Source organism: Actinomycetota bacterium (assembly GCA_014360645.1).
Taxonomy (GTDB): Bacteria; Actinomycetota; Geothermincolia; order Geothermincolales; family RBG-13-55-18; genus Solincola_B.
This window is the reverse complement of sequence record JACIXD010000006.1, coordinates 131,125-155,391: the sequence shown is the minus strand read 5'-3', so window position 1 is coordinate 155,391 and position 24,267 is coordinate 131,125. Positions and strand designations below refer to the sequence as shown.

The following is a 24,267-nucleotide window of genomic DNA, read 5'->3' as shown; positions in this document are numbered from 1 at the left end:
AGAAGGACCAATACGAAAAGGGTCCCGGTTGGGGGCCCTGTGGCGGCGGGTCGGGAAGAGGCAGCCCCTCCTCATCTCCCTGCTCCTCCTGTGCGTGGTCGTTTCCGTGCTCGTTCTGGAATATGTGCCGCGCTCCTTCCGCTTCGAGGTGGGGAAGCCGAGCACGGAGACGGTCATCTCCCCGCGCAGCTTCGAGGTGGAGGACGCAGCGGAGACGGAACGTGCGCGCGAGAACGAGAGGCGAAGGATAGCGGACCTCTTCATCAACCCCCAGGCACAGGCGCAGGCATTGGAGGAGCTGGAGGGATTTCTCGATCTCTCGCGGAGCGTGGCCCGGGAGGGGGGAGCCATCTCCGCGCAGGTGGAAACCCTGCGCCAGCGGGGAGGCAAAGACCTGGGCGAGGACACCCTGAGGACCATCCTCTCCCTTGACGAGGAGGAGGCGGCATCATTCTACACCGCGGTGGCCAACCAGCTCGCCTCGGCCATGGAGAAGCCCGTGGCCCCCGATGCGCTGCAGGAAGCGCGTGAGGAGATACGGTCGGGAAAGGAGTCCACCCATCTTGGCGGGGTTGCCTCACAGGCGGCGGCGGAGCTGGCCGCGGCGCTGCTGAGGACCAACACCCCGTATTCCCGCGCGGTGATAGAAAGGGACATGGAGGCGGCGGCGAACGGCGTGCCCCCGGTGACGGTGCGTTTCGAGACCGGCCAGCGCATCGTGGGCAAGGGAGACATCATCACCCCCCTCATCCTCGAGGCCCTCAACGAGGTGGGAGCGCTTTCGCCCGTGGGCACCTATCAGCAGGTGCTGGGAATGACCCTGATGGTCCTCTTTCTCTATGCCATGTCGTTGTACTTCTTCGCGGTGTTCCAGCGGGATATCGCCGCCGACTGGCGCCTCGCCGCCACCGTATGCCTGGTCTTTCTGGTCTTCTTCGCGCTGGCGCGCATCTTCGCCGTGTTCGCGGACGAGAACCAGATATGGGGCTACCTCGTCCCCCTGGCCCTGGTGGGCATGCTGTCGGCCATCCTCTTCGACCGCCTCACTTCCCTCTTCCTGGTCGGAGTGGGGAGCGTGGTCACCGCCCTGGTGCTGAAGGGAAACCTGAACCTCACCGTGGCGGCCATGCTAGGGGGGATGGCGGGGATGATGCTGGTGCGCGGGGTGCGCACGCGTGAGGACCTCATGCGCGCCGCGGCGGAGGTCTCGCTGGCGACGGCCGCGGCGGCCATGATCACCTCCGCCATGACCAGGGAGCTGCGCGTGCTGCCCCTGGCAGGGCTGGCGGGATTGGGGAACGGGGTGCTCTCCGGGCTCTTGGTCCTGGGATCCATCCCGGTGCTGGAGCGGTTATCGGGGATGGTCACCCCCATGCACCTCCTGGAGCTGGCCTCACCGGACCAGCCCCTCATGAAGGAGCTCATCTCCAAGGCGCCGGGAACCTACAGCCACAGCGTGGTGGTGGGCAACCTGGCGGCGGCGGCGGCCCAGGAGATCGGAGCCGATGCCCTGCTCGCGAGGGTGGGTGCTTATTATCACGACATCGGAAAGATAAAGCGCTCCGCCTTCTTCGTCGAAAACCAGCCCCGCGGCTTCAACGGCCATGATCGCATCAAACCCAACCTCAGCGCCCTGGTCATCTCCTCTCACGTCCGGGAAGGGGTGGAGCTGGCCAGGAAGCACAGGCTTCCCCGCGAGATAATCGACATCATCAGGCAGCATCACGGCACCACCCTCATCCGTTATTTCTATGCGCGGGCCCTTGAGGAGGGGACGGAGGGGGTGAGCGAGAGCAGGTTCCGCTATCCCGGTGAGCGGCCGCGCAGCAAGGAGGCGGCGCTGGTGATGCTCGCGGACGCGGTTGAGGCTTCGGCCAAGGCGCTGGGCAAGCCGAGCGCCGTCAAGCTGGAACAGGCCGCCAGGGACATCATAGAGGAGAGGCTGCGGGACGGGCAGCTGGCGGAATCCAACCTCACCCTGGGCGACCTGGAGCGGATAGCCCTGGCCTTCACCCGCATCCTTTCCGGAATGTACCATGAGCGCGTGGAATACCCGGTGCTCGTAAAGAGGGAGGGCGCTTTTTGAGGATCGAGGTCAGGGACGAGGCCGGGCTGGGGGAGAGGGCGGTCGAGGAGTTGAGGAGAGCCTGCCGCAGGGCGCTGCGGGCGGAGGGAGCCCGGCGCGACGCCGTGCTCTCCATCGCCCTGCTGGCCGAGGAGGAGATGGCGGCGCTCAACCGCCGCTACACAGGCAGGGAGGGCGCCACCGACGTGCTCGCCTTCCCCATGCGCGAGGAGAGCGGGGAGGGGTTCATCCTGGGCGACATCGCCATCTGCCCCGCGGCGGTGGACGCCTGGCGAGAGGAATACGGCGTGGAGAGCGGGGAGGCGCTGGCCTTCGTGGCGGTGCACGGTGTGCTTCATCTGCTGGGATACGAGGACGGAGACGAGGAGGGTGCCGGACGCATGGACAGGAGGCAGCGGGAGATCCTGCGCCTCGCCGGAGGGGCAGGATGACGGGGATGATGACGGGCGGACCCGCGGCGGCTGCGGCGGTGAGCGGCGGCGAGATCGCCTGGAGGCTGACGGCTCTGGTCGGATTGCTCGGTGCGTCCGCCTTCCTGGCGGCCTCCGAGATCTCGCTGGTGAGCGTGAACCGATTCCGCGTCCGTTCCCTGGCCGAGGAGGGAAGCCGGAGGGCGCAGGTCCTGGAAGGTCTGCTGGAGCAGCCGAACCGCTTCCTCTCCACCATCCTCATGCTCACCCTGCTGGTGCAGGTGGGCGCGTCGGCCATCGCCACCGGCCTGGCCCTGGCCTTCGAGCTCCCGCTGGCCGCCGCCATCGCCACCGGCGCCATGACCTTTTTCATCTTCATCTTCTCGGAGATGGCGCCCAAGACCTACGCCACCAACCACCCCGAGAGGGTGGCCCTGGCGGTGGCGCCCGTGATCAAAGCCCTTTCCGGGCTCTTCTATCCCCTGGTGCGACTGCTGATCATGCTCTCCAACGGGGTCATTCGCATGTTCGGGGGCAAGACCATAAAAGAAGGGCCCTTCGTGACCGAGGGGGACATCAAGGCCCTGGTCTCCGCGGCGGAGGAGCAGGACGTCATCGAGGAAGAGGAGAAGAAGCTCATCCATTCCATCTTCGATTTCGGCGACACCCTGGTCCGCGAGGTGATGATCCCGCGCACGGACATGGTGATGCTGGAAGACGACGCCAACCTGGAAGAAGCCCTGGAGGTGATCATGCGCACGGGATTCTCGCGCATACCCGTCTATCACCGTGATTTCGACCATATAACCGGGGTGCTTTACGCCAAGGACCTGCTCCCCTACCTCAAGCGCGGAGAGAGCGACGTCAAGCCCAGGGACCTACTGCGGGAGGCGTATTTCGTGCCCGAGACCAAGCGCGTGAGCGAGCTCCTCACCGAGCTGCGCACCCTCACCATACACATGGCCATCGTGCTGGACGAGTACGGAGGCACCTCGGGGCTGGTGACCATCGAGGACCTGCTGGAGGAGATCGTGGGGGAGATCTTCGACGAGTACGACAGCGCCATGGAGCTCTACGAGAGCCTCGGCGACGGCAGGTACATCTTCGATGCACGTATCCCCATCGACGACATCAACGAGCTGCTGGGAACCTGCCTGCCGGCGCACCAGTGGGACACCCTGGGCGGACTGATCTACAACCTCATGGGAAAGATCCCCAAGCAGGGGGAGTCGGTGACCTTCGAGGGCATGCGGCTCACCGCCCAAAAGGTGGTGGGCAGGCGCATCTACAAGGTGCTCCTGGAGGTGCTGGATGGGGAGCAGTCCGTCGGGGGATGAGGGAGGTGCGAGGAACGGCGGGGACGGGGGCCCCGGCCCGGGATGGCTGGAGGCGGGACACCTCCTCGGCCCCGGCTTCCGCCTTGTCTTCACCGACCGCCGCGGAGGGGTGAGCGAGCCCCCCTATCGGAGCCTGAACCTGGCCTTCCACACCGGAGACGACCCGCGGAGGGTATCCGATAACCGCGCTATCCTGGCAGGGGCGCTGGGCATCGACGGAAGGCGCATCGCCTACCCGGAACAGGTGCATGGCCTGCGCGTGGCCTGGGCGGACGACCTCGCCGGGAGGAGCGAGGGCATCCGCGTAGAGGCCCTGCGGGAGACCGACGGCCTTCTGGCCACGAGAGAAGGCCTGGCCCTCTGCGTACTCACAGCGGACTGCGTTCCCCTGGCCATGGCCTACCCGGAGCACGGCATCATAGCCATGCTGCACGCGGGGTGGCGCGGAACCCTGGGCGACATCGCGGGGATCGCCTGCCGCCTGGTGGAGGAGAGGATGGGCATCGGGCCCTCCCGGGCGAGGGCGGTCATCGGCCCCTGCATAGGGCCCTGCTGCTACCGGGTGGACGAAGGCAGGGCGGAGCTCTTTGTCGAAGAATATCCCGGGGAAGGGGTGGTGGTGCGCAGGGGAGAGGCATGGAGCTTGGACCTGCGTCGCGCCAACATCGTAAACCTGGTGAGGTGCGGGATGGAGGAGAGGAACATCCACTGCGCGGGGGGCTGTACCTGCTGCGAGCCCCGGTATTTCTCCTTCCGGCGGGAAGGGGTGACGGGCAGACAGGGAGCGTTGATCTGGAGAGAGCGGGAGGACGGGTGATGCGGCCATGATGGCGAGGGCGCACGTGCTGGTATCGGGACGGGTGCAGGGGGTGTATTACCGCTCATACGCCGTGGACATGGCCAGGGAGCTCGGCCTGACGGGGTGGGTGCGCAACCGCTACGACGGGCGCGTGGAGGCGGTATTCGAGGGCGAGGAAGAAGCGGTGAGGAAGATGGTGGAGTGGTGCCACGAGGGCTCTCCCTCCGCGCGTGTCGCGAGGGTGGAGGTGTCCTGGGAAGAGGCCACGGGGGAGTTCGGCGATTTCAGGATCGTGAGAGGGGAGTAGGCGGCGGTGAGCGGAGGAGAGATCATCCTCAGGTTGCTCATGGCCGCCGCTTGCGGCGGCCTCATCGGCGTGGAGCGGGAGAGGGGGGACCGGCCCGCGGGCTTCCGCACCTACATCATGATCTCCATCGGGGCGGCTCTCTTCACCGTGATGTCCCTAGTCGCCTTCCCGGGGTCGGACCCCGCGAGGATCGCCGCCCAGGTGGTGGTGGGCATCGGTTTCCTGGGAGCCGGCGTCATCGTGGTCTATGCGGGGACGCACGTGGTGGGGATCACCACCGCGGCCACCATGTGGGCCACGGCGGCGGTGGGCATGGCCGCCGGCGCGGGTTATTTCCTGACCTGCCTCTACACCACGGGCATCATGCTGGTGGTGCTGGTGGCCCTGCCCTGGGTGGAGGAGAGGGTGATCGCGCGCTTCCTGCGCCGCAGGCTATATTTCACGGTGAGGAGCGTCGCCCGGCCCGACCTGGTGGAGGAGGTGACCGCCACCCTGGCGCAGTACCGGGTGAAGGCGGTACTGCTGCGCTTCGAGCAGTGCCTGGCGCCCCAGGCGGAATGCAGCCTCCTCCTGCGGGCGAACGTTACGGCGAAGGTGGACCTCCTGGAGGTCATGGAGGCTCTGCGCCAGCTGCACGGGGTGACCATGGTGAGCTTCGAGGAATAGGCGCGGAGGTGAACGAGGTGACGAGGGTGCCGGAAAACCTTGCTTTGGTGAGGGAACGCATCGCGGCGGCGGCCGAGCGCAGCGGCCGCGATCCCGGCGGTATCGTCCTGGTCGCCGTAAGCAAGAACGTGCCCGACGACCTGGTTATGGAGGCGGCGGAGGCAGGGCAGCGGGTGTTCGGAGAGAACCGCGCCCAGGAGCTGACCGGCAGGCTGAAGCGTCTCGGGGCCGGCCTCGAGTGGCATTTCATTGGCCATCTGCAGAGGAATAAGGTTAATATGGTGGTGGGCAGGGTAGCCCTCATACACAGCGTGGACAGCGAGCGCCTGTTGGAGGCGATACACGAGCGGGCACGAGGGATCGACGTGGTACAGGACGTCCTCCTGCAGGTGAACGTGACCGGGGAGGCCAGCAAGTTCGGCCTCGCGGAGGAGGAGGTGGCCGGACTGTTGGAGAAGGCCCGTTCGCTTCCCAACGTGCGGGTGCGGGGCTTGATGACCATGGCGGCGTTCGCCGAGGACCCGGAAGAGGCCCGGCCCTGCTTCCGCAGGCTGCGGGAGCTGCGCGAGATGCTGGAAGGAGAGGGCGAAGGAGCGGGCCTGGAGATCCTCAGCATGGGGATGACGCAGGATTTCGAGGTGGCCGTGGAGGAGGGAGCGAACATGCTGCGCGTGGGCACGGCCATATTCGCGAGGTGACGGGGAGGTGCAGGCATGGCTGGATTCTTTCGCAGGGCGCTGATCTACTTAGGCCTGGTGGAGGATGACGAGTTCGAGGAGATGCTGGAATACGACGAGGTGCAGCCGGCTGCCGTGGAGCCGGTGGTATCGCGGCGCGCCCAGCGCGAGGAGGCGCGCCTCGCTACCGTGCAGCCGGTTCCCAGCAGGCAGGTGCGCGTGCACATGGTGGAGCCCAAGTCCTTCAACGACGCCGAGCAGATCGGGCAGAAGTTCAAGGCCGACATCCCGGTGATCATCAACCTGCAACAGGCCGACGCGGAGCTCTCGAAGCGGCTCATCGATTTCGCCAGCGGCCTTACCTACGGACTGGATGGCGGCATCCAGCGCGTGGCGGAGAGGGTATTCCTCCTCACTCCCCATAACGTGGAGGTGTCCGCCGAGGACAAGCGGTGGCTGCGCGAAAAAGGGTTTTTCAACCAGTTCTGAACCACGGCGGAGGGCCGGAAGGGAAGAGGAGAGGCGGAATGACCAGGATCGCCTTTATCGGCGGCGGAAAGATGGCGGAGGCCATACTCAAAGAGCTGCTGCGGAGCGGATGGGCAGCTCCCCATGAAGTGATGGTCAGCGACGTGCTCGAGGAACGCCTGCGCTACCTGGCGGACGCATACGGCGTGCGGGTCTCGACCTCCAACCCCGAGGCGGCCGCGGACGCGGAGGTGGTGCTGCTGGCGGTGAAGCCGCAGAAGATGGAGGAGGTGCTGCGGGAGTTAGCGGGCGCGCTGAAGCCGGGACAGGCGGTGGTCTCCATCGCCATGGGGAAGAAGACGGAGTTCATCGAAAGCCTGCTTCCGCCCGGGACGGAGGTGGTGCGGGTGATGCCCAACAACCCCGCCATGGTGGGAGAGGCGGTATCCGTGCTCAGCTACGGCGCCGCAGCGGGGGAGAGAGCCCGGCAGACGGCGAGGGCCATCTTCTCCTCCCTGGGACAGGTTTACGAGGTCGAGGAGAGGCTGCAGGACGCGGCCATGGCCCTTTCCGGTTGCGGACCCGCCTATTTTTACGTCATCGCGGAGGCCATGAGCGATGCGGGGGTAAAGCTGGGCCTGGACCGTGAGCTCAGCCTGCGGCTCGCGGCGGGGACCATGGTCGGGGCGGGCAGGATGCTCCGGGAGACGGGCATGCACCCCGGCCAGCTCAAGGACATGGTGACCTCTCCCGGGGGGTCGACCATCGTGGCGCTGGAGGCCTTGGAGGAGGCCGGCCTGCGAAACGCCTTCTTCAAGGCCCTGACGGCGGCCTGGAGGCGGGCCCAGGAGGTATGAGGTGGAGACCGTCGGCGATATCCTGTGGTGGATATTGCTGGCCTATCTCCTGGTGGTCTTCGCGAGGGTGATCATAGGATGGCTTCCGGTGCGGTGGCCGCGGGGGGTGAGGTCGGTGGTGGTGTTCATCTACGATGTCACCGAACCGGTGCTCTCGCCGTTGCGTCGTTTTCTCCCCACCATCCCGGTGGGAGAGGGCGTGGCCTTGGATCTCTCCCCCACCGTGCTCATCTTGCTGATCTTTTTCCTGCAGTGGCTGGTGCGCCGGCTCTTCGGATAGTCGGATGCAGGGGGAAGGGGATTAACTTGCGGCGCGGAAGCCCCGATAGAATAATAGGGGGCGAGGCTTAAGAGGTGCCGCGCGGCAACCCGGTGGGAGGATGCCGTTCTTATAGGTTCAGGTTGGCAGTGGGTGTGGCGTGTCCCGAAGGAGGCGGTTGAGTTGGCTATTGGCCCCATGGATATCCATCACAAGGAGTTCAGCACCGTACGCGTGGGAGGTTATAACAAGGAGGAGGTGGACGCCTTCCTGGACATGGTCGCGGATGAGCTCGAAAGACTGCTGCACCGCAACCAGGAGCAGGCCGAGCTGGTGGAATCCATGCGGCAGAAGGCGAGCCAGTTCGACTCCATGCAGCAGACGTTGCAGAACGCCATCATCAATGCCCAGAAAAGCGCCGACAACATCGTGATGGAGGCACGCAACCAGGCGGATGCCATGCTCAAGGAGGCCCAGGAGCAGAGCCTGCGTATGCTCGAGGAGGCAAGGGCGGAGCGCAGCCGCATCTCCCAGGCCTTCGCGGGCATCAGGGACCAGGTGATGAACTACATTGCGACCATCAACGAACTCCTGGATAAGAACCGGGCGTTGATGAAGGACTACGAGGGGAGGCTTGCGGCCGCCGAGCTGCGTGAGGAACCCGTGGCCGCCGCCGCGCCTGCTCCCGCAGCTGAGGCCCGGGTGGCACCCGAGCCCGCGCCACCGCCGGCGGAGCCCTCGCTGGAGGTGGCCCCTGCCCCCGCCGAGCCCCTCGCACCACCGGCCGCGGCCGAGGAGATGGCAGCTCCTTCCATCCCCGAGCCGGACTTTGGCCGTTATAGGGCGCCGGCGGAGGTGGAGACCCCGCCCTATTCGCCTCCCCCGCTGACCATGGCGCCGGCTGCCGAGCCGTTGGCGTCGGCGCCCGGACCTGCAGCTCCCGCATACGAACAGGCGCCCCCGGCGGCCGAGCCCGCCGGCGCGCCTTCCGTGGAGAGCGGTCCCGCGCCAGCCTTCACGCCGGCGGAGCCGTCCGTCCTGCCCGATGAGTTCGCTCCCTCCAGGGTGCCCTCTCCCGGCGAGCCCAGACCCGACGCCGGACCGGCTCCGCAGGCGAGGCGCCCGCTCCTCACTCCCGAGGAAGAGATGGAGCTCATGCGGCGCAGCATGGAGCAGGAGGCGCCACCCGCCCCGCCGCCGCCTCCCCCGCCGGAGGAACCGGGTGGGAGCGAAAAACACTTCTTCTGGGAATAAAAGAAGAGTGGGGTCAGCCCCGGACATGGGACATCTTCCGGCCCGGGCCCGCGGGTAACGGCCCTCGCTCCGCGTTGGCGTGCTGCATGTCCGCAAGGAAATCCTTTCCCTCGGGTGTGCCGCTCGCGGATGTCGCTTCGTGCCGACCCCCGGTTCCCGGGTGGGGTTGCTTTTTCATATTTCTTCCGGCCTGGGCCGCCGGTCAGTGGTCGTAGGCAAGGGAGAACGGGCGCCTTTGCGACTGCGGGGATTAGCTGAAGCGACGCTGCATCATCGGAGAATAAGAGACAATACCCCCGAGGAGAGAAGGGGCTTAGCGCGATTCGCTTTGGGGAAGCGATGCCAGGATGCGCAATGCCTCTCCGCATGGCAGGCCGCGCACGAGGACGGTCTTGTCGCGGGAGGTCTCACCCTTAAGCACGGCGAGGCTCGAGGTAGGAACTCCCAGGAACGAGGCGAGGACGCGCAGCGCCTCGCGGTTGGCCCGGCCTTTTTGGGGTGGGGAGTGAACCGCTACCGCCACCCGGCCTCCCACCAGGCCGTCCACGCGGCTGCGGGAGGACCCAGGCCTCACCCGCACCTCGCAAACGCACCCTACGGGATGCTCCCTGACCGCGGGTTCCTCGAAAACGGGCATCTCTTCCACCATCCGTGATAACGCGGAGGGGCTTCTCCACGGGATAATGATATACCCTGAAAGCGCGTTTACATATCGGGAGAGCGGTTTCTTGTGCATCCACGGGAGGTACCTGCGGCGCCGGTCATCCTTTAATCCGCGTGGCAAAGGCAACATCCACGAAGGGTCATGCGGGCGGCGCCGTCCTCGCATCAAGGACGCGGCTGCGGTCGGTCCCGCGGACGCTTCGCTTCAGCGAAAAAACCCCCGAGGCCTTGCCCCCCGCGGTTGCGCTATGATTACGCGCGTGCTAATAATGGAGCAAAATCCCAAGTAAAACGGAGATGAGAGAGGATGGATTACCGCAAGACCCTTAACCTTCCGCGCACTGATTTCCCTATGAAGGCCGACCTGCCGCGGCGCGAACCCGAGATCCAGCGGGCGTGGAGGGAGAGGGACATATACCGCAAGATGTTGGACAAGACCAGGGGCTTGCCTCCCTTCATCCTGCACGACGGACCTCCTTACGCCAACGGCGACCTTCACCTGGGCACCGCCCTGAACAAGATACTCAAGGACATCATCATCCGTTACAAGAGCATGAGCGGGCATTTCTGCCCCTATGTGCCGGGATGGGACTGCCACGGCCAGCCCATCGAGTACAACGTGGAGCGCCTGTTGGGAGAGGAAAAGGGCAAGCTCGACGTGATGGAGGTCCGGAAGCGCTGCCGCGACTACGCCCTGCATTACGTGGGGCGCCAGTCGGAGCAGTTCCAGCGTCTGGGAGTGCGCGGCGATTTCGACAACCCCTACCTGACCCTGAAGCCCTCCTACGAGGCGGTGAACATCGGCGTGCTGGCGGACCTGCTGGAGAAGGGGCTGGTCTACCGCAGCCGCAAGCCCATCCACTGGTGCCCGCGCTGCGTAACCGCCCTCGCGGAGGCGGAGCTGGAATACCGGGATAAGGTCTCCCCCTCCATCTACGTGCGCTTTCCCCTCGTGGACGGGCTGCCCGGGGACGGGGGAGAGGCGTCGGTGGTGATATGGACCACCACCCCGTGGACCCTCCCGGCCAACGTGGCCATCGCCCTGCACCCGGACATGGAGTACGTGCTGGCCGATACCGCGGTGGGCTGCATCCTGGTGGGCGCCCCCCTCCTGGACCGCGCCATGGAGGAGATGGGGATCGGTGAACACGTGGAGGTGGCGCGCTACCGCGGCGGGGATCTGGCGGGGCTGGAGGCGCGCCATCCCTGGCGGGAGCGCCGCTCCAGGCTGGTCACCTCGCAATACGTCACCACCGAGCAGGGGACGGGAGCGGTGCATATCGCCCCCGGCCACGGCGAGGAGGATTACCACGTGGGCCTGGAATACGACCTGCCCATGGTCATGCCCGTGGACGACCTGGGGAGGTTCACCTCCGAGGCCCCGGAGTTCGAGGGCCTGTTCATAGAAGACGCCAACCCGCGCATCATGGACGACCTCGCCGCCCGAGGCCTCCTGCTGGGCAGGGGAGAGCTGCCCCATTCCTATCCCCACTGCTGGCGCTGCAAGGGACCGGTCATCTTCCGGGCGACCCCGCAGTGGTTCGTGGGGGTGGACATACCCTACCAAGGAGCTACCCTGCGCGAGCGCTGCCTGGCGGCCATGGAAGAGGTGGTGTGGATACCCTCCTGGAACAGCCGCCGCATGAAGGGGATGCTGGAGTCCCGGCCCGACTGGTGCATCTCGCGCCAGCGGGCGTGGGGGGTCCCCATCCCCGCCTTTTACTGCGTGGAATGCGGTGGAGAGCTGTTCACGCCCGAGTCCCTGCGCAAGGTGGAGGAGCTGATCGCCCAGGAAGGCGCGGACGCGTGGTTCAGCCGGGAGCCGTCGGAGATACTGGGCGACGGTTTCTCCTGTCCGGGGTGCGGATCGACGCGTTTCCGCAAGGAGATGGACATCCTGGACGTGTGGTTCGAGTCCGGTGTAAGCCACGAGGCGGTGCTCACGCAGTGGGAGGGACTCGCCTGGCCCAGCGACATGTACCTGGAGGGGAGCGACCAGCACCGTGGCTGGTTCCAGACCTCCATGCTCACCGCGGTGGGCAAGCGAGGCGCGCCTCCCTACCGCTCCGTGCTCACCCACGGCTTCGTCGTGGACGGCGAGGGCAGGAAGATGTCCAAGCTCCTGGGGAACGTCATCAACCCCATGGATATCTGCGATACCCTCGGCGCCGACATCCTGCGCCTGTGGGTGGCGGCGGCGGATTACACCGTGGACATCCCCGCCTCCCGGGAGATCTTCGACCGCCTGGTTGAGGCCTACCGCAGGATCCGCAACACCCTGCGTTTCCTGCTGGGGAACCTATTCGATTTCAACCCCGCCGAGCATGCCATGCCTACAGCGGTGATGGAGGACCTGGACAGGTGGATACTCTCCCGGCTGCACGACCTCGTGCGGCGCTGTACCCGGGCTTACGAGGAGTACCAGCTTCACGTGGTCTATCATTCCCTGCACAATTTCTGCGCCGTGGACCTCAGCGCCCTTTATCTGGACATGCGCAAGGACTGTCTTTATACCTTCGCGCCCGCTTCTCCCCAGAGAAGGTCTGCGCAGACGGCCATCTTTCACCTCCTCGACAACCTCGTGCGCCTCATGGCCCCCGTGCTATGCCATACCGCCGAGGAGGCCTGGTCCAACCTGAAGGGCACGGAGGAGGAGAGCGTGCAGCTTGCTGAGTGGCCCGAACCGCCCGCGGAATGGAAGGACGCCGGGCTGGAGGAGGAGTTCGCGCGGCTGCTCGAGGTGCGGGAGCTGGTGACGAAATCCCTGGAAGAGAAGCGCGCCTCCAGGGAGATGGGGACCTCTCTGGAGGCGGAGGTGCGCCTGCTGGCGCCTCCCGGCCGCGCATCGGAGCTGCGCGCCAGGCTGGACCTGCTCCCCACCCTCTTCATCGTCTCCAGGGTGGAGGTGGTAGAGGAGGAGGGTCGGGACGAGGTCGAGGTGCAGGTAGCAAGGGCGCCGGGAGAAAAGTGCGCCCGCTGCTGGAATTATCGCACCACGGTGGGGGAGAACCCCTCGCATCCTGAGATATGCGACCGCTGCCTGGCGGTAGTGGAGGGATGACCCGGCTCGCCTCGCCCGGTCCGAGACGCCACCTCGAGGGATCATGCGCTCCAAGCCCGGCGGAGGAGAGAACGCATACACGCCGCCGACCGGCACCGGGATGACCGGCGTCTTGCGCCGGCAGGATGAGCGGGTTGTCGGTCCCATCCTCAAAAGCCTGGATGGAGGCCGGTTTGCGCGGGGGTTTACGAGGTTGTTGCCCGCGGACCATCGGCGCCCTTCCGGCACTTGTGCGAAAAAAAGAATCGTGCATAATAGGGATAATGCTTGGACGAAGGCCATGGCGACGAGGAGCGGCATGAACAAGAGGCAACTGGCTGCTTTTAAGAAGATACTTCTCGCGGAGAAGGCGTCGCTAGAGAAGGAATACCGCGACCTGGAGGAGGGGAACCTGCACTCCTCGCAGTCGGAGTTCTCGGGCGAGATGCCTTTCGAGGAGGATTACGCGGCGAGCGGCACCGCGACCTTCGAGAGGGAGAGGGACCTCTCGCTCTCCGAGAACGTGAAGGACATCCTGCAGAAGGTCAACGAGGCCCTCGAGCGCATAGAGGAGGGCACCTACGGCAAGTGCGTGTCCTGCGGGTCGGACATCCCCCTGGAAAGGCTCCAGGCCCTGCCCTACGCGAGCCTCTGTATCCCGTGCAAGCAGAAGGAAGAAAAGGCCTCCCACTGACGCTGGCGGCCGCCTTTCTGGCGGCCCTGGCCCTCGACCAGGCGAGCAAGGCGATGGTGAGGGCCCTCCTGCCCCAGGGGGAAAGGGTGGTATCCCTCTCCTTTATCAAGCTGCGGCAGGTGCGCAATCCCGGCACCGCTTTCGGCATCATCCAGGGCAGGTCATGGCCCCTTTTTCTGGCCAGCATCGCGGTGTTCGCGGTTCTCCTCCTTGCGCTCTGGAGATGGGGGAGGCCGGGCGGGCGCCTGTTCCAGGCCGGGCTGGGCTTGATAATGGGCGGGGCCGTGGGTAACATCATCGACAGGATCGCCCTGGGCGCGGTGGTGGATTTCATCGACGTGGGTTTCTGGCCGGTGTTCAACCTGGCGGACACCGCCATCGTGGTCGGGGTGGGGATGGTGCTGCTGTCGGTGATCATGGATACGTCGCGCACGCGGCCGGGGAGGGAGAGGGAGAAGGGCGGCGTTTGACCCGCGCCCTCGGGATGCCGCGGCTTCAAGGATCCACGGGAAGAAGGAGGAAATCCGCTTGAGACCCGAGCTCTTCCGCATCGGACCGCTGACCGTGCACGCCTACGGGTTTTTCCTGGCCCTCGCCTTCATCGTGGGGATGCTGGTGAGCTTCTGGTATCTGCGGCGCCGCTTCGTGGACGCCTACGTGGTTTTCGAGCTGGTGCTGGCGGCGGCGGTGGGAGGGATCGTCGGCGCGCGCGTCTTCTACGTCCTCGGGCACTGGAGCGAGTTCTCGTCCTCCTGGTGGGAGGCCTTCAAGTTCTGGAACGTGCAGGGGCTGGTTTTCTACGGCGGCTTCATCTTCGGCGTCGCGGCCGCCGCCGCGGTGGTCAGGTTCCGCGGCCTCTCCATCGGCGAGGTCCTGGATTCCGGGGGTCTCGCGGTGCCGGCGGCGCTGGCGGTGGCCAGAGTGGGGTGCTATCTCAACGGCTGTTGTTTTGGCAAGTCCTCCGGGCTGCCCTGGGCGGTGACCTTCCCCCTTCAGACCCAGAGGACCATGGGCATGCCCGCGAACCCCGTCCACCCCACCCAGATCTACGAGCTCATCATGGACCTCGCCATATTCGTGATCCTTCTCGCGGTACACAGGCGTTTCCGCTACCGGGGCGAGACCATGCTCGCCTTCATCATGCTCTATGCCGTGGCGCGCTTCGCGAACGAGTTCTTCCGCTTTCACTCCAAGCCCTCGGGCAGCCTTTTCTTTCAGATCTTGAGCGCGGCGGCGTTCTTGGCAGCGGGGGTGGTGCTGGTCTTCAGGAGGCGACTGCTGCAGGAGGCAAGGTAGCTTGAGGGTCTTCGCGTTCACCGCTTCCGCAGAGGACCAGGGCACGAGGCTTGACGTCTGTATCTCGCGACATACCGGGATTAGCCGCGCCGCAGCGCAGCGCATCATCGCCGAGGGCGGGGTACGGGTGGACGGCGCCCCCGCCCGCAAGAGCCATCTGGTGAGCGCCGGGGAGAGGTTGGAGGCCTGCCTCCCGGACCCCGTCCCCCCCGAGCCTCCGGCGCAGGACATACCCGTACGCGTTCTCTACCAGGACGATGACCTGGCGGTGGTGAGCAAGCCGGCGGGCATGGTGGTGCACCCCGCTGCCGCCCACCGCGAGGGCACGCTGGTCAACGCCCTGCTTCATGCCCTGGAAGGGCTCTCCGGCGTGGGGGGCGTGAGCAGGCCGGGCATCGTCCACCGCCTGGACCGCGACACCTCGGGCCTGCTGGTGGTGGCCAAGAACGACCGCTCCCACCTCCTACTGCAGGGGATGATCAGGGACCGGACCCTGCACCGCTATTACCTGGTGCTGGTGCACGGCGTCCCCGCCACGGGATTGGGCACGGTCGACGTGCCGGTGGGAAGGGACGAGCGGAACCGCAGGCGCATGGCGGTGAACGCGGTCTCGGGAAGAAAAGCGGTCACCCATTTCCGGGTGTTGCGGGAGCTGGGACGCGCCTCCCTCCTGGAGGCGGAGCTGGAGACGGGGCGGACCCACCAGATCAGGGTGCACATGGCCTATATAGGGCATCCGGTGGTGGGGGACCGGGAGTACGGGCGTCCCGGGTCACTTGAGGCCGAGCTGGGCATAGAGCGGCAGTTCCTGCATGCATGGAAGCTCGCTTTCAGGCATCCCGTGAGCGGGGAGGAGATGGAGTTCGAGGACCCCCTGCCCGGGGACCTGGAGGCCGCGCTCGAGGTCCTGGAGTCACGGACGGCGCGCACCTAGAGCTCCCGTTCGCCCCCCGAATCGACCATTCACGCCTTCAAATGGCACGCTTTCGGGAATCTCCTCATCATTTTCCCGCAGAACGCTGATAATCATAGTGAAAGGAGGTCGCATGAGCCGTTTGCATGGCGAAAGGGTCTTCCCCGGCGGGAATGGGGCCTGCGACAGCATAATACGCATCGAGCTCATCACCCACTTTCACCGCCATCCGGGCATGGAGTGCACGCCGGAGCGCATGGCGGAAGCCATTGGGCGCGACCGGCTCCGGGTGGAGGCGCAGCTGAAGAAGCTGGTCCAGCTGCGCATCCTGCAGGAAAGGGCGAGGGGAAAGGAGACGTATTATCGCTACCTTCCCCCCGTATCCGTATCCTCCCGGGAGCGGGAGGATACGGACTTGCCCAGGGCGAACGACGCGTCGATGGGGATGTCCTGATACGCTCAGATAACCAGGTGGGACCACCACCAACATCACCATAGACACCCCGTGCACAACCTTGGATCCAGTGTTCCCGGGATCTTCCGCCCCGAGAGATCGCGTGCGGGCCTCCGCGTGCGCGTTGATACGTATATCGCGAAGTCTTTCCGGCCGCCGTGTACGTGGGCTGGAGTATGCCGAATGGATGCGAGCGCCGCTTGCCATCGGGCTGCATGAACGTAAATCCTGGACATCGCGCCGCGCCCAACGGGGATCGGCGGCCTCGCGATGGGAGGCGGTCCCGGAGGCGGGACGGCTTCATCGCAGAGCTGCCGCCCGCGCCTCGGGGTTTCCCGCGGCTTTTCGCCGGAGGGCGTCGGCGCCCCGCTCATCCCCCATGTGTTACCTCTCGGTAGAGATTTTGCGCCTTTGACGGAGCTTTGCTTTGCCCGGGAGGGACGGAGGCGGATAATCTTCTCAGGGCGAGGAAACGGCAAGGAGGCGGGATAAAGAGGTAATACGGGGAGGGGAGATGTCCGGCAAACTGGTAAGGGTAGAGGCGATAGCCTTTTTCAACCGCTACCCCCACCGTCGCTGTACCTGCGAGGAGGTCGCCGAGCACCTCGCCAGGACCAAAGACGACGTGGAGCCGCAGCTCGAGGCCCTGGTGCGCCTGGGGATACTGGACCGTTTCGACGAAGGGCGGAAGGTGTACTACCGCGCCAGGTCGGCCTATACGGACGGTTCGGGACATCGTGAGCATGCAACCGCGGGGGAGGAGGCCCCGGATACCTCGCTTCCAGCAGGTAAGCCCTCATCGCCGCGAGCTTCTCCGGTGGCCAGCAGCGACGAAGGTGAGGGGGGACGCGAGGACACCGAAGTCCGAAAGGCCGGGGGCGGAAACGCCGTGCGCGGCTTCATGTTCATGAGCATCAACGCGAGAGGCCTATGAGGGCTGGCCGCCGCCGTCCTCCCCTTCGCCCTCCATGGCGGGGGAAACCCCCCGCGTCGCCATCTCTTCCTCCAGTTCGCCGATGAGCGCCTCCAGCCTCTCCCGGCGCTGCAGAAGCGCGCGGTAGCGGAAGCGGTAGGCCTCCTCCTCGTCCACCTCCCGGGGGAAGGCCGGGCAGATGTCGCGGTAGGAGCACCAAGGACAGAGGCGGTTGGGGCTGGGGTCGAATTCACCGTGCGCTATGCGGGAGGCGACGAGGTCGATGCGCTCCCTGACGCGCGCCAGGCTTTCCCCGTCCAGGGGGCGCGTGGAGAACCGCTGGTTGGGCACCAGGTAATAGAAAGTGAGCTTGGCGGGGGTGATCCCCCATATCTCCCCGCAGGCGATCTGATAGATGGGGAGCTGGAGGTCCTCGCGCAGCCTCGAGAGTTCGGGTAGTCTGCGGTTGGTCTTGTAGTCGATTATCTCGTATCTGCCGTCGGGATGGCGGTCCACGCGGTCTATGACCCCGCTGAGCACGTAGTCGCCCATGTCCAGTTCGAAGCGCGCTTCGAGGGCCACCGGGAGGCGGAAGTCCCCCACGTTGAGGCGATAAAAGCAGCTCAGGACCTCTTGTGCGTGAGCGAGGAAGGACCTCTCCTGCTCCTCGTCCTCGAACCCCTCGTTGCTCCAGCAGGTGACCAGGTAGTCCAGCAGTTCCTCCAGGGAAGGGGGCACGGGGACGTCGCGTTGGTACAGCCACTCCAGGGCGGCGTGCAGGCTGCGGCCGAAGGAGAGATGCGGACTGGGCTCCTCCTCTATGCCGTCCAGGTAGCGATATCGGTAGGAAAGGGGGCATCGCTCGTAGGAGCTGATGGCGGTGTAACTCAGGCGCATGATCCTCCTCCCGTCCTCTCCGCGCCGTCTTCCTGCACCAAGGTCTGCTCGCGCTCTCTTGTGCGGGCGGTTCCCTCCCCCGGGCGCCGCGGCGGTTGTCCCCCGGGGAGGTTATAATAACACCGGCCGGTGACGGAAAGGACCCGGCGGGCGGGTTGGCGAAATCCCCCGTGGAGCGGTGAAGCCGCTTACCTGCATGGCCCCGGCCTCGAGCGGGGAGCCGCACCCGGAGAGCGGAGGTGAGGAGTTGGGAGTGCCCTTCGTGCACCTGCACAATCACACCGAGTATTCCATGCTGGACGGCGCTGCGCGCATCCCGAACCTGGTGTCCTCGGCCAGGGAGATGGGCTACGATGCCCTGGCCATTACCGACCACGGGGGCATGTATGGCGTGGTGCCCTTCTACCGCGAGGCGGTGAGGCAGGGGATCAAGCCCGTGATCGGAGTGGAGGCCTATGTCACGCCGGGCTCGCGGTTCGACCGCAAGCCGGTGAAAGAGGATCCCAACTACCACCTCCTGCTCCTGGCGGAGAACCTGGAGGGATACCGCAACCTCATGAAGCTGGTCACCATCTCCTACATGGACGGTTTTTATTACAAGCCGCGCCTGGACAAGGAGGCGCTGCGCACGTACCACAGGGGCATCATCGCCTGTTCCGCCTGCCTTAAGGGGGAGGTAGCCTCGCGCCTGCTGGGAGACGATTACGAGGGGGCCGCCGTGGCGGCGCGCGAGTACCGGGAGATCTTCGGGGAGAGGAACTTCTTCCTCGAGCTCATGGACCACGGCCTCCCGGAGGAGAAGAAGATCAACCCGGGATTGCTGCAGTTGGCCGAGGAGCTCGGCATAGGCCTGGTGGCCAGCAACGACCTCCATTACGTGCGCAGGGAGGACAGCATCCACCACGACGTCCTTCTCTGTATCCAGACCAACTCCACCCTCGACCAGGAGGACAGGCTGCGCTTCTCCAGCGACCAGTTCTACCTCAAGGACTACGAGGAGATGAGCGGGCTCTTCGGGGGGGCGCCGGAGGCCCTGTCCAACGCGGTGGAGATCGCGGAGCGCTGCAACGTGGAGCTCGATTTCGGCCGCTACCTTCTCCCCAGGTACCAGGTGCCGGAGGGTTACGACATCGACGGCTATCTGGAGAAGCTGGCCTGGGAGGGGCTGCGCCGCCGCTACCGGGAAGTCACCCCGGAGCTTGAGGAGAGGCTGCGCTACGAGCTGTCGGTCATCCGGGAGATGGGCTTCTCGGGGTATTTCCTCATCGTCTGGGACTTCATCCGCTACGCGAAGGAGAACGGCATCATGGTCGGCCCGGGCAGGGGCTCGGCGGCGGGGTCCCTTACCGCCTACTGCCTCGGCATCACCACCGTGGACCCTATGCGCTACGGCCTCCTCTTCGAGCGCTTCCTGAACCCCTCGCGCCGCACCATGCCCGATATCGACATCGACTTCTGCTACAAGCGACGTCCCGAGGTCATCGAGTACGTGAGCCGCAAGTACGGCGAGGACCGCGTGGCCCAGATCGTCACCTTCTCCACCATGGCCGCCAGGGCTGCGATCCGCGACGCGGGCAGGGTGTTCAACCTGGAATACGGCAAGGTCGACCGCTTGGCCAAGATGGTACCGGACAGCATACAGAACGTCACCATAGACCAGGCCCTGGAGATCTCTCCGGAGCTGAGGGAGGCCTACGAGTCGGACGAGCTCGCGCGCAAGATCATCGATACCGCGCGCAACCTGGAGGGGATCACCCGTCAGGACTCCATCCATGCCGCGGGAGTGGTGATCGCCGACGACGAACTGTGCAAATACACGCCCCTGCAGCGTCGTGGCTCGGACGAAGAGGTGGTGACTCAGTTCGACATGTCCACCATCCAGGAGATCGGCCTCCTGAAGATGGACTTCCTGGGGCTGCGCACCCTCACGGTGATCAGCGACACCCTGGACCACATCCAGCGCATGCACGGCGTCCGCATAGACCTGGACGAGATACCGCTGGACGACCCGAAGACCTACGAGCTCCTGCAGCGCGGCGAGACGGTCGGGGTGTTCCAGCTGGAGAGCGCGGGCATGCGCTCGCTGCTGCATGAGCTGCGGCCGGACTGCTTCGAGGACCTCATCGCCTGCCTGGCCCTCTACCGCCCGGGACCCCTGCGAGGCGGGTGGGTGAAGACCTACGTTAACCGCAAGCACAAGCGCGCCGCGGTGGAATATCCCCACCCTGACCTCAAGCCGGTGCTGGAGGAGACCAAGGGCATCATCCTCTACCAGGAGCAGGTCATGCGCCTGGCGGTGGAGATGGCGGGCTACAGCATGGCCGAGGCGGACGTGCTGCGAGGGGTGGTCGCCAAGAGCAAGGCCAAGGAGATGGAGGTGCACCGCGCCAAGTTCGTGGAGGGCGCGGTGGAGAGAGGCTACGACCGCCGCTTGGCGCAGATGATCTTCGACCTCGTGAAGGAGTTCGGGTTCTACGGCTTCAACAAGAGCCACTCCACCGCCTATGCCTTCATCTCCTACCAGACCGCCTACCTCAAGGCTCACTATCCCCGGGAGTTCATGGCCGCCAACCTCACCAGCGTGACCGGCAACAAGGACAAGGTCCCGGTGTTCGTCAACGAATGCCGCAAGCTGGGCATCCCCATACTCCCTCCCGATATCAACGAGAGCCTCAAGGAGTTCACGCCGGTGGAGGAGGGGATCCGATTCGGCCTCTCGGCGGTTCGCAACCTGGGGGACAACGCCGCGGAGAGGATCATCGCCCTGCGCAGGGAACACGGACCCTACGAGTCGCTGCTCGATTTCTGCACCAGGGTGGGTTCCGGGGTGGTCAACAAGCGCGCCCTGGAGAGCCTCATCAAGAGCGGCGCCTTCGATTTTCTGGGGTATACCCGCAACCATCTCCTCAAGGTGTACGACCGCGTCGCGGACCTGGCCGCCGAGAGGCAGCGCCTGCTGGAGGAAGGGCAGTTCTCGCTCTTCGGGGACGAGGACGTGGACGACCCCATGGCCAGCGACCCGGTGGAGGAGGAGTTGCCCAAGGACATGCTCCTAGCGTACGAGAAGGAGATGCTGGGCATCTACGTCTCCGATCACCCCCTCATGCAGGTCCGGGAGGAGCTGCGGCGACATGTGGAGTGCGAGATCGCCGACCTTCCCGAGCTGGGAGACGGCGCTGTGAAATGGATAGGGGGGATCATCGGCAAGATAAACCAGAGGGTGACCAGAAAAGGCGACCTCATGGCCGGCTTCACCCTCGAGGACCTCACGGGAAGGGTGGAGGTCACGGTGTTTCCGGCCCTCTACTCCCAGCACCGGGAGATCCTGCGAGAGGACGGCGTGGTATGCGTCAAGGCGAGGGTGGAGGCAAGCGAGAGGGACGAGGAGGGCGGCGGCACGGTGCGGGTGGTGGCGCTGGAGCTAAAGGAACCTCGCCTGCGCGGGCCGCAGGACAGCGAGCTCTGCATCCGGCTCTTGAGATGCCAGGCGGAAAGGGATATCCTGGAGGACCTCAAGGAGGTGCTGGGAAGACATCCCGGCGGCACTCCTGTTAAACTCAAGCTGGAGGAGGGAGACACCCTCAAGGTGTTCCGCCTGCCGGACGAATACCGCGTGGATCCGGACGGTTCGCTGTATGCCGAGGTGCTGTCCCTCCTGGGCGACGGATGTATCGCGCTGGAATAGGCGCGGCGCATGCATCCGGAAGAGAAGAGTGAGTGGTCAAGTAGAACGGTACGAGGGAAAGGGCGGGAACGGTCCTGATGAGGATAGTCAGACACGGGGATTTCGCCGATGTGGAGGAGATAAGGCGCGCCCTGAGCTGGGATTTCTGGCTGGAGGAGACCCCTGCCGCGGAGGTGAAGGAGATAATCGATCGCGTGAGGCAGGGAGGAGACGTCGCCCTCCTGGAGTTGACGGAAGAGCTCGACGGGGTGGATATATCTTCCAGGGGGCTGCGGGTGTCCCGGGCGGAGGTGGACGCGTCCGCGGAGGCGGTGGGAAGGGAATTCGCGGAGGCGGCCCGCGCGGCGGTGAAATCCATCACCGCCTTTCACCGCCACCAGACCTGGGAATCGGATTTCTGGGACTCCGAGGAGGGCGCGCGCCTGGGGCAGATGCTCAAGCCCCTGCACCGCGTGGGCGCGTACGTGCCGGGAGGGATGGCCGCCTATCCCTCCACGGCCATGATGACGGTGATACCCGCCAAGGTCGCGGGGGTGCAGGAGATAGCGGTGTGCGTTCCGCCCGGCCGCGACGGCGGCGTCAACCCCTACACCCTATATGCCCTGAAGCTTCTGGGGGTGAGCGAGGTCTACCGCCTGGGAGGCGCGCAGGCCATAGCCGCCATGGCCTACGGGACGGAGACCGTAAAAGCGGTGGAGAAGATCGTGGGTCCCGGGAACATCTACGTCACCCTGGCCAAGAAGGAGGTCTACGGGCGGGTGGGCATCGACATGCTGGCCGGTCCGAGCGAGCTGGTGGTGATAGCGGACGCGGAGGCGGACGAGGAGTTCGTGACCCTGGAGATGCTGGCGCAGATGGAGCACGGAGGAGGGGCGCGGGCCTGCCTGATCACCACCAGCGAGGAGCTGGCGCTGAGGGTGGGAAGGCGCCTGGAGGATTCCGGCGAGGCCCTGGAGGACAGGGCGACCGCGGTCCTGGTGGAGACCCTCGAAGAGGGGGTCAGGCTCGCCAACCACCTTGCGCCGGAGCATCTCCTGCTGGCCACCGTGGATTTCCCGTCCCTGCTTCCCAAGGTGCACAACGCGGGCTCCGTGTTCCTGGGCACGGAATCACCCGTGGCCCTGGGAGACTATGCCATGGGCGTCAACCACGTGCTCCCCACCCGCGGTGCGGCGCGCTACGCCTCACCCTTGGGGGTGTACGACTTCGTCAAGCGCTCCAACATCGTGTTCTCCAACCCCAGGGCCAACCGCATCCTGGGGCCGGTGGTGCAGACGCTCGCCGCCATGGAGGGCCTCGTGCGCCACGCCGAAGCCATGCGCAGGCACTCGGATTGAGCGGGGTCCGACACCGCGATGCGTATATGCTAATCTAATGAACATGATGAGAAGGTCAGGCCTGGAGAGGAATACCGCCGAGACGCGGGTAAAGCTTGAGCTCGACCTGGACGGCGAAGGCCGTTGCGAGGTCTCTACGGGCATCGGGTTTTTCGACCACATGCTGGAGCTCATGGCCTACCATGCCGGCGTGGACCTGCGCCTGGAGGCGCGAGGGGACCTGGAGGTGGACCAGCACCACACCGTGGAGGACGTGGGGCTGTGCCTCGGAAAGTGCTTCCGGGAGGCGCTGGGAGAAAAGGAGGGCATCGAGCGTTACGGATGGGCCCTGCTGCCTATGGACGAGGCCCTCTGCCGGGTATCCCTCGATCTCAGCGGCAGACCCCATCTCTCGTACCAACTCGAGCTTCCGGCGCGCCTGGTGAGCGATTTCGACCCCACCTGTCTGCGGGAATTCCTCCAGGCCTTCGTCAACGAGGCCGGGATCACCCTGCACGTGAAGGGCCTGGCTGGAGACAACCCCCACCACGTGATGGAGGCGGCTTTCAAGGGCATCGGGAGAGCCCTGGGCGCCGCGATAAGGCATGCTCCGGGTGGCCGGGGAGTCCCGTCGAGCAAGGGAACCCTCTGAAGTGACGGAGCGCGCGCCATGATCTGCATCGTCGATTACGGCATGGGGAACCTGCGCAGCGTGGAAAAGGCCTTCGCCTTTCTCGGGAAAGAGGTCGCGGTGAGCCCGGAGCCCGCCGACGTGCTGGCGGCCTCGGGGGTGGTGCTCCCCGGCGTGGGGGCCTTCGGCGACGCCATGCGCGAGCTGGAGGAGAGAAAGTTGGCGGATCCCCTGCGCCGGGCCATCGACGGCGGCGTGCCATTCCTGGGTATCTGCTTGGGCCTGCAGCTGCTCTTCGAGGAGAGCGAGGAAAGCCCCGGCGTGCGGGGCCTGGAAATACTGCCGGGCAGGGTGGCGAGGTTTCCCTCCCGGGTGAAGGTGCCCCACATGGGGTGGAACGACATCCGCGTATTGAGGGACCACCCCGTGCTTGAGGGGCTCGCGGAGGGCTCGTATTTCTATTTCGTGCATTCCTATTACGTCATCCCGGAGAGGGATGAGCACCGCCTCACCCTCACCCAATACGGCGAGGAGTTCGTCTCCGGAGTGGCGGACGGCAACCTGGTGGCCTTCCAGTTCCATCCCGAGAAGAGCTCCGGGGCGGGGTTGAGGTTGCTGGAAAACTTTGCCTCCCAATGCGCCTGA

24 protein-coding genes are annotated in these 24,267 nt (G+C 65.7%); 22 read left to right on the top strand and 2 right to left on the bottom strand.

Annotated elements, in window-relative coordinates:
* Positions 1-28: 28 nt before the first annotated feature.
* The 11 genes from H5T74_07340 to H5T74_07290 all read left to right on the top strand — a co-directional run bounded on the left by H5T74_07340 (position 29) and on the right by H5T74_07290 (position 9,120).
* Positions 29-2,086: an HDIG domain-containing protein gene (locus H5T74_07340; GenBank protein ID MBC7230188.1), complete on the top strand. Its 2,058-nt coding sequence runs from the start codon at positions 29-31 to the stop codon at positions 2,084-2,086.
* The gene (gene ybeY / locus H5T74_07335) at positions 2,083-2,517 is read left to right on the top strand and encodes an rRNA maturation RNase YbeY (GenBank protein MBC7230187.1); all 435 of its coding nucleotides are present in this window, start codon (positions 2,083-2,085) and stop codon (positions 2,515-2,517) included. Before H5T74_07340 ends, ybeY begins: the two co-directional genes overlap by 4 nt.
* A 5-nt stretch (positions 2,518-2,522) precedes the next feature.
* The gene (locus H5T74_07330; protein MBC7230186.1) at positions 2,523-3,833 is read left to right on the top strand and encodes an HlyC/CorC family transporter; all 1,311 of its coding nucleotides are present in this window, start codon (positions 2,523-2,525) and stop codon (positions 3,831-3,833) included.
* Positions 3,808-4,650 carry a laccase domain-containing protein gene (locus tag H5T74_07325; protein MBC7230185.1) on the top strand — a complete coding sequence of 281 codons (843 nt, stop codon included), beginning with the start codon at positions 3,808-3,810 and terminating at the stop codon, positions 4,648-4,650. The genes H5T74_07330 and H5T74_07325 overlap by 26 nt, the downstream gene beginning before the upstream one ends.
* 10 nt (positions 4,651-4,660) lie before the next feature.
* Positions 4,661-4,939, top strand: a complete 279-nt coding sequence (locus tag H5T74_07320) for an acylphosphatase (protein MBC7230184.1) — start codon at positions 4,661-4,663, stop codon at positions 4,937-4,939.
* Positions 4,940-4,945: 6 nt separating this feature from the next.
* A complete protein-coding gene (locus H5T74_07315) occupies positions 4,946-5,605 on the top strand; it encodes an MgtC/SapB family protein (GenBank protein ID MBC7230183.1) in 660 nt (219 codons plus the stop codon).
* On the top strand, positions 5,497-6,303 hold the full coding sequence (locus H5T74_07310; protein ID MBC7230182.1) for a YggS family pyridoxal phosphate-dependent enzyme: 807 nt from the start codon (positions 5,497-5,499) through the stop codon (positions 6,301-6,303). The genes H5T74_07315 and H5T74_07310 overlap by 109 nt, the downstream gene beginning before the upstream one ends.
* A gap of 15 nt (positions 6,304-6,318) precedes the next feature.
* Positions 6,319-6,771: a cell division protein SepF gene (gene sepF / locus H5T74_07305; GenBank protein ID MBC7230181.1), complete on the top strand. Its 453-nt coding sequence runs from the start codon at positions 6,319-6,321 to the stop codon at positions 6,769-6,771.
* Positions 6,772-6,809: 38 nt separating this feature from the next.
* Positions 6,810-7,607, top strand: a complete 798-nt coding sequence (proC, locus tag H5T74_07300) for a pyrroline-5-carboxylate reductase (GenBank protein ID MBC7230180.1) — start codon at positions 6,810-6,812, stop codon at positions 7,605-7,607.
* A 1-nt stretch (position 7,608) separates the two neighbouring features.
* Entirely contained in the window at positions 7,609-7,887 is a 279-nt protein-coding gene (locus tag H5T74_07295) for a YggT family protein (GenBank protein ID MBC7230179.1), read from the top strand.
* Positions 7,888-8,049: 162 nt separating this feature from the next.
* Positions 8,050-9,120 (top strand): DivIVA domain-containing protein, encoded by a 1,071-nt coding sequence (locus tag H5T74_07290; protein MBC7230178.1) that lies wholly within the window; start codon positions 8,050-8,052, stop codon positions 9,118-9,120.
* A 313-nt stretch (positions 9,121-9,433) separates the two neighbouring features.
* Here the strand turns inward: H5T74_07290 and H5T74_07285 are convergent, their stop codons facing one another.
* A complete protein-coding gene (locus H5T74_07285; protein ID MBC7230177.1) occupies positions 9,434-9,757 on the bottom strand; it encodes a DUF167 domain-containing protein in 324 nt (107 codons plus the stop codon).
* Positions 9,758-10,090: 333 nt separating this feature from the next.
* Here H5T74_07285 and ileS point away from each other — a divergent pair, with 333 nt between their 5' ends.
* The 7 genes from ileS to H5T74_07250 all read left to right on the top strand — a co-directional run bounded on the left by ileS (position 10,091) and on the right by H5T74_07250 (position 17,114).
* Complete coding sequence (gene ileS, locus H5T74_07280) at positions 10,091-12,844, top strand: isoleucine--tRNA ligase (protein MBC7230176.1); 2,754 nt, start codon at positions 10,091-10,093, stop codon at positions 12,842-12,844.
* A gap of 280 nt (positions 12,845-13,124) precedes the next feature.
* Positions 13,125-13,517: a TraR/DksA C4-type zinc finger protein gene (locus tag H5T74_07275; protein ID MBC7230175.1), complete on the top strand. Its 393-nt coding sequence runs from the start codon at positions 13,125-13,127 to the stop codon at positions 13,515-13,517.
* Positions 13,514-13,987, top strand: coding sequence for a signal peptidase II (lspA, locus tag H5T74_07270; protein MBC7230174.1), 474 nt, complete (start codon positions 13,514-13,516; stop codon positions 13,985-13,987). The genes H5T74_07275 and lspA overlap by 4 nt, the downstream gene beginning before the upstream one ends.
* 58 nt (positions 13,988-14,045) lie before the next feature.
* The gene (locus H5T74_07265) at positions 14,046-14,813 is read left to right on the top strand and encodes a prolipoprotein diacylglyceryl transferase (GenBank protein ID MBC7230173.1); all 768 of its coding nucleotides are present in this window, start codon (positions 14,046-14,048) and stop codon (positions 14,811-14,813) included.
* Between the two features lies 1 nt (position 14,814).
* Complete coding sequence (locus H5T74_07260) at positions 14,815-15,747, top strand: RluA family pseudouridine synthase (protein ID MBC7230172.1); 933 nt, start codon at positions 14,815-14,817, stop codon at positions 15,745-15,747.
* A 112-nt stretch (positions 15,748-15,859) separates the two neighbouring features.
* A complete protein-coding gene (locus H5T74_07255; protein ID MBC7230171.1) occupies positions 15,860-16,180 on the top strand; it encodes a hypothetical protein in 321 nt (106 codons plus the stop codon).
* 514 nt (positions 16,181-16,694) lie between these two features.
* Positions 16,695-17,114, top strand: coding sequence for a hypothetical protein (locus H5T74_07250; protein ID MBC7230170.1), 420 nt, complete (start codon positions 16,695-16,697; stop codon positions 17,112-17,114).
* Here H5T74_07250 and H5T74_07245 read toward each other — a convergent pair.
* A complete protein-coding gene (locus H5T74_07245; GenBank protein ID MBC7230169.1) occupies positions 17,109-17,990 on the bottom strand; it encodes a PD-(D/E)XK nuclease family protein in 882 nt (293 codons plus the stop codon). The genes H5T74_07250 and H5T74_07245 overlap by 6 nt on opposite strands.
* Positions 17,991-18,243: 253 nt before the next feature.
* Here H5T74_07245 and H5T74_07240 point away from each other — a divergent pair, with 253 nt between their 5' ends.
* The 4 genes from H5T74_07240 to hisH all read left to right on the top strand — a co-directional run bounded on the left by H5T74_07240 (position 18,244) and on the right by hisH (position 24,267).
* Positions 18,244-21,675 carry a DNA polymerase III subunit alpha gene (locus tag H5T74_07240; GenBank protein ID MBC7230168.1) on the top strand — a complete coding sequence of 1,144 codons (3,432 nt, stop codon included), beginning with the start codon at positions 18,244-18,246 and terminating at the stop codon, positions 21,673-21,675.
* 77 nt (positions 21,676-21,752) lie between these two features.
* The gene (gene hisD / locus H5T74_07235) at positions 21,753-23,012 is read left to right on the top strand and encodes a histidinol dehydrogenase (protein MBC7230167.1); all 1,260 of its coding nucleotides are present in this window, start codon (positions 21,753-21,755) and stop codon (positions 23,010-23,012) included.
* A 46-nt stretch (positions 23,013-23,058) separates the two neighbouring features.
* Positions 23,059-23,643, top strand: coding sequence for an imidazoleglycerol-phosphate dehydratase HisB (hisB, locus tag H5T74_07230; GenBank protein MBC7230166.1), 585 nt, complete (start codon positions 23,059-23,061; stop codon positions 23,641-23,643).
* A gap of 18 nt (positions 23,644-23,661) precedes the next feature.
* Positions 23,662-24,267, top strand: a complete 606-nt coding sequence (gene hisH, locus H5T74_07225) for an imidazole glycerol phosphate synthase subunit HisH (GenBank protein MBC7230165.1) — start codon at positions 23,662-23,664, stop codon at positions 24,265-24,267.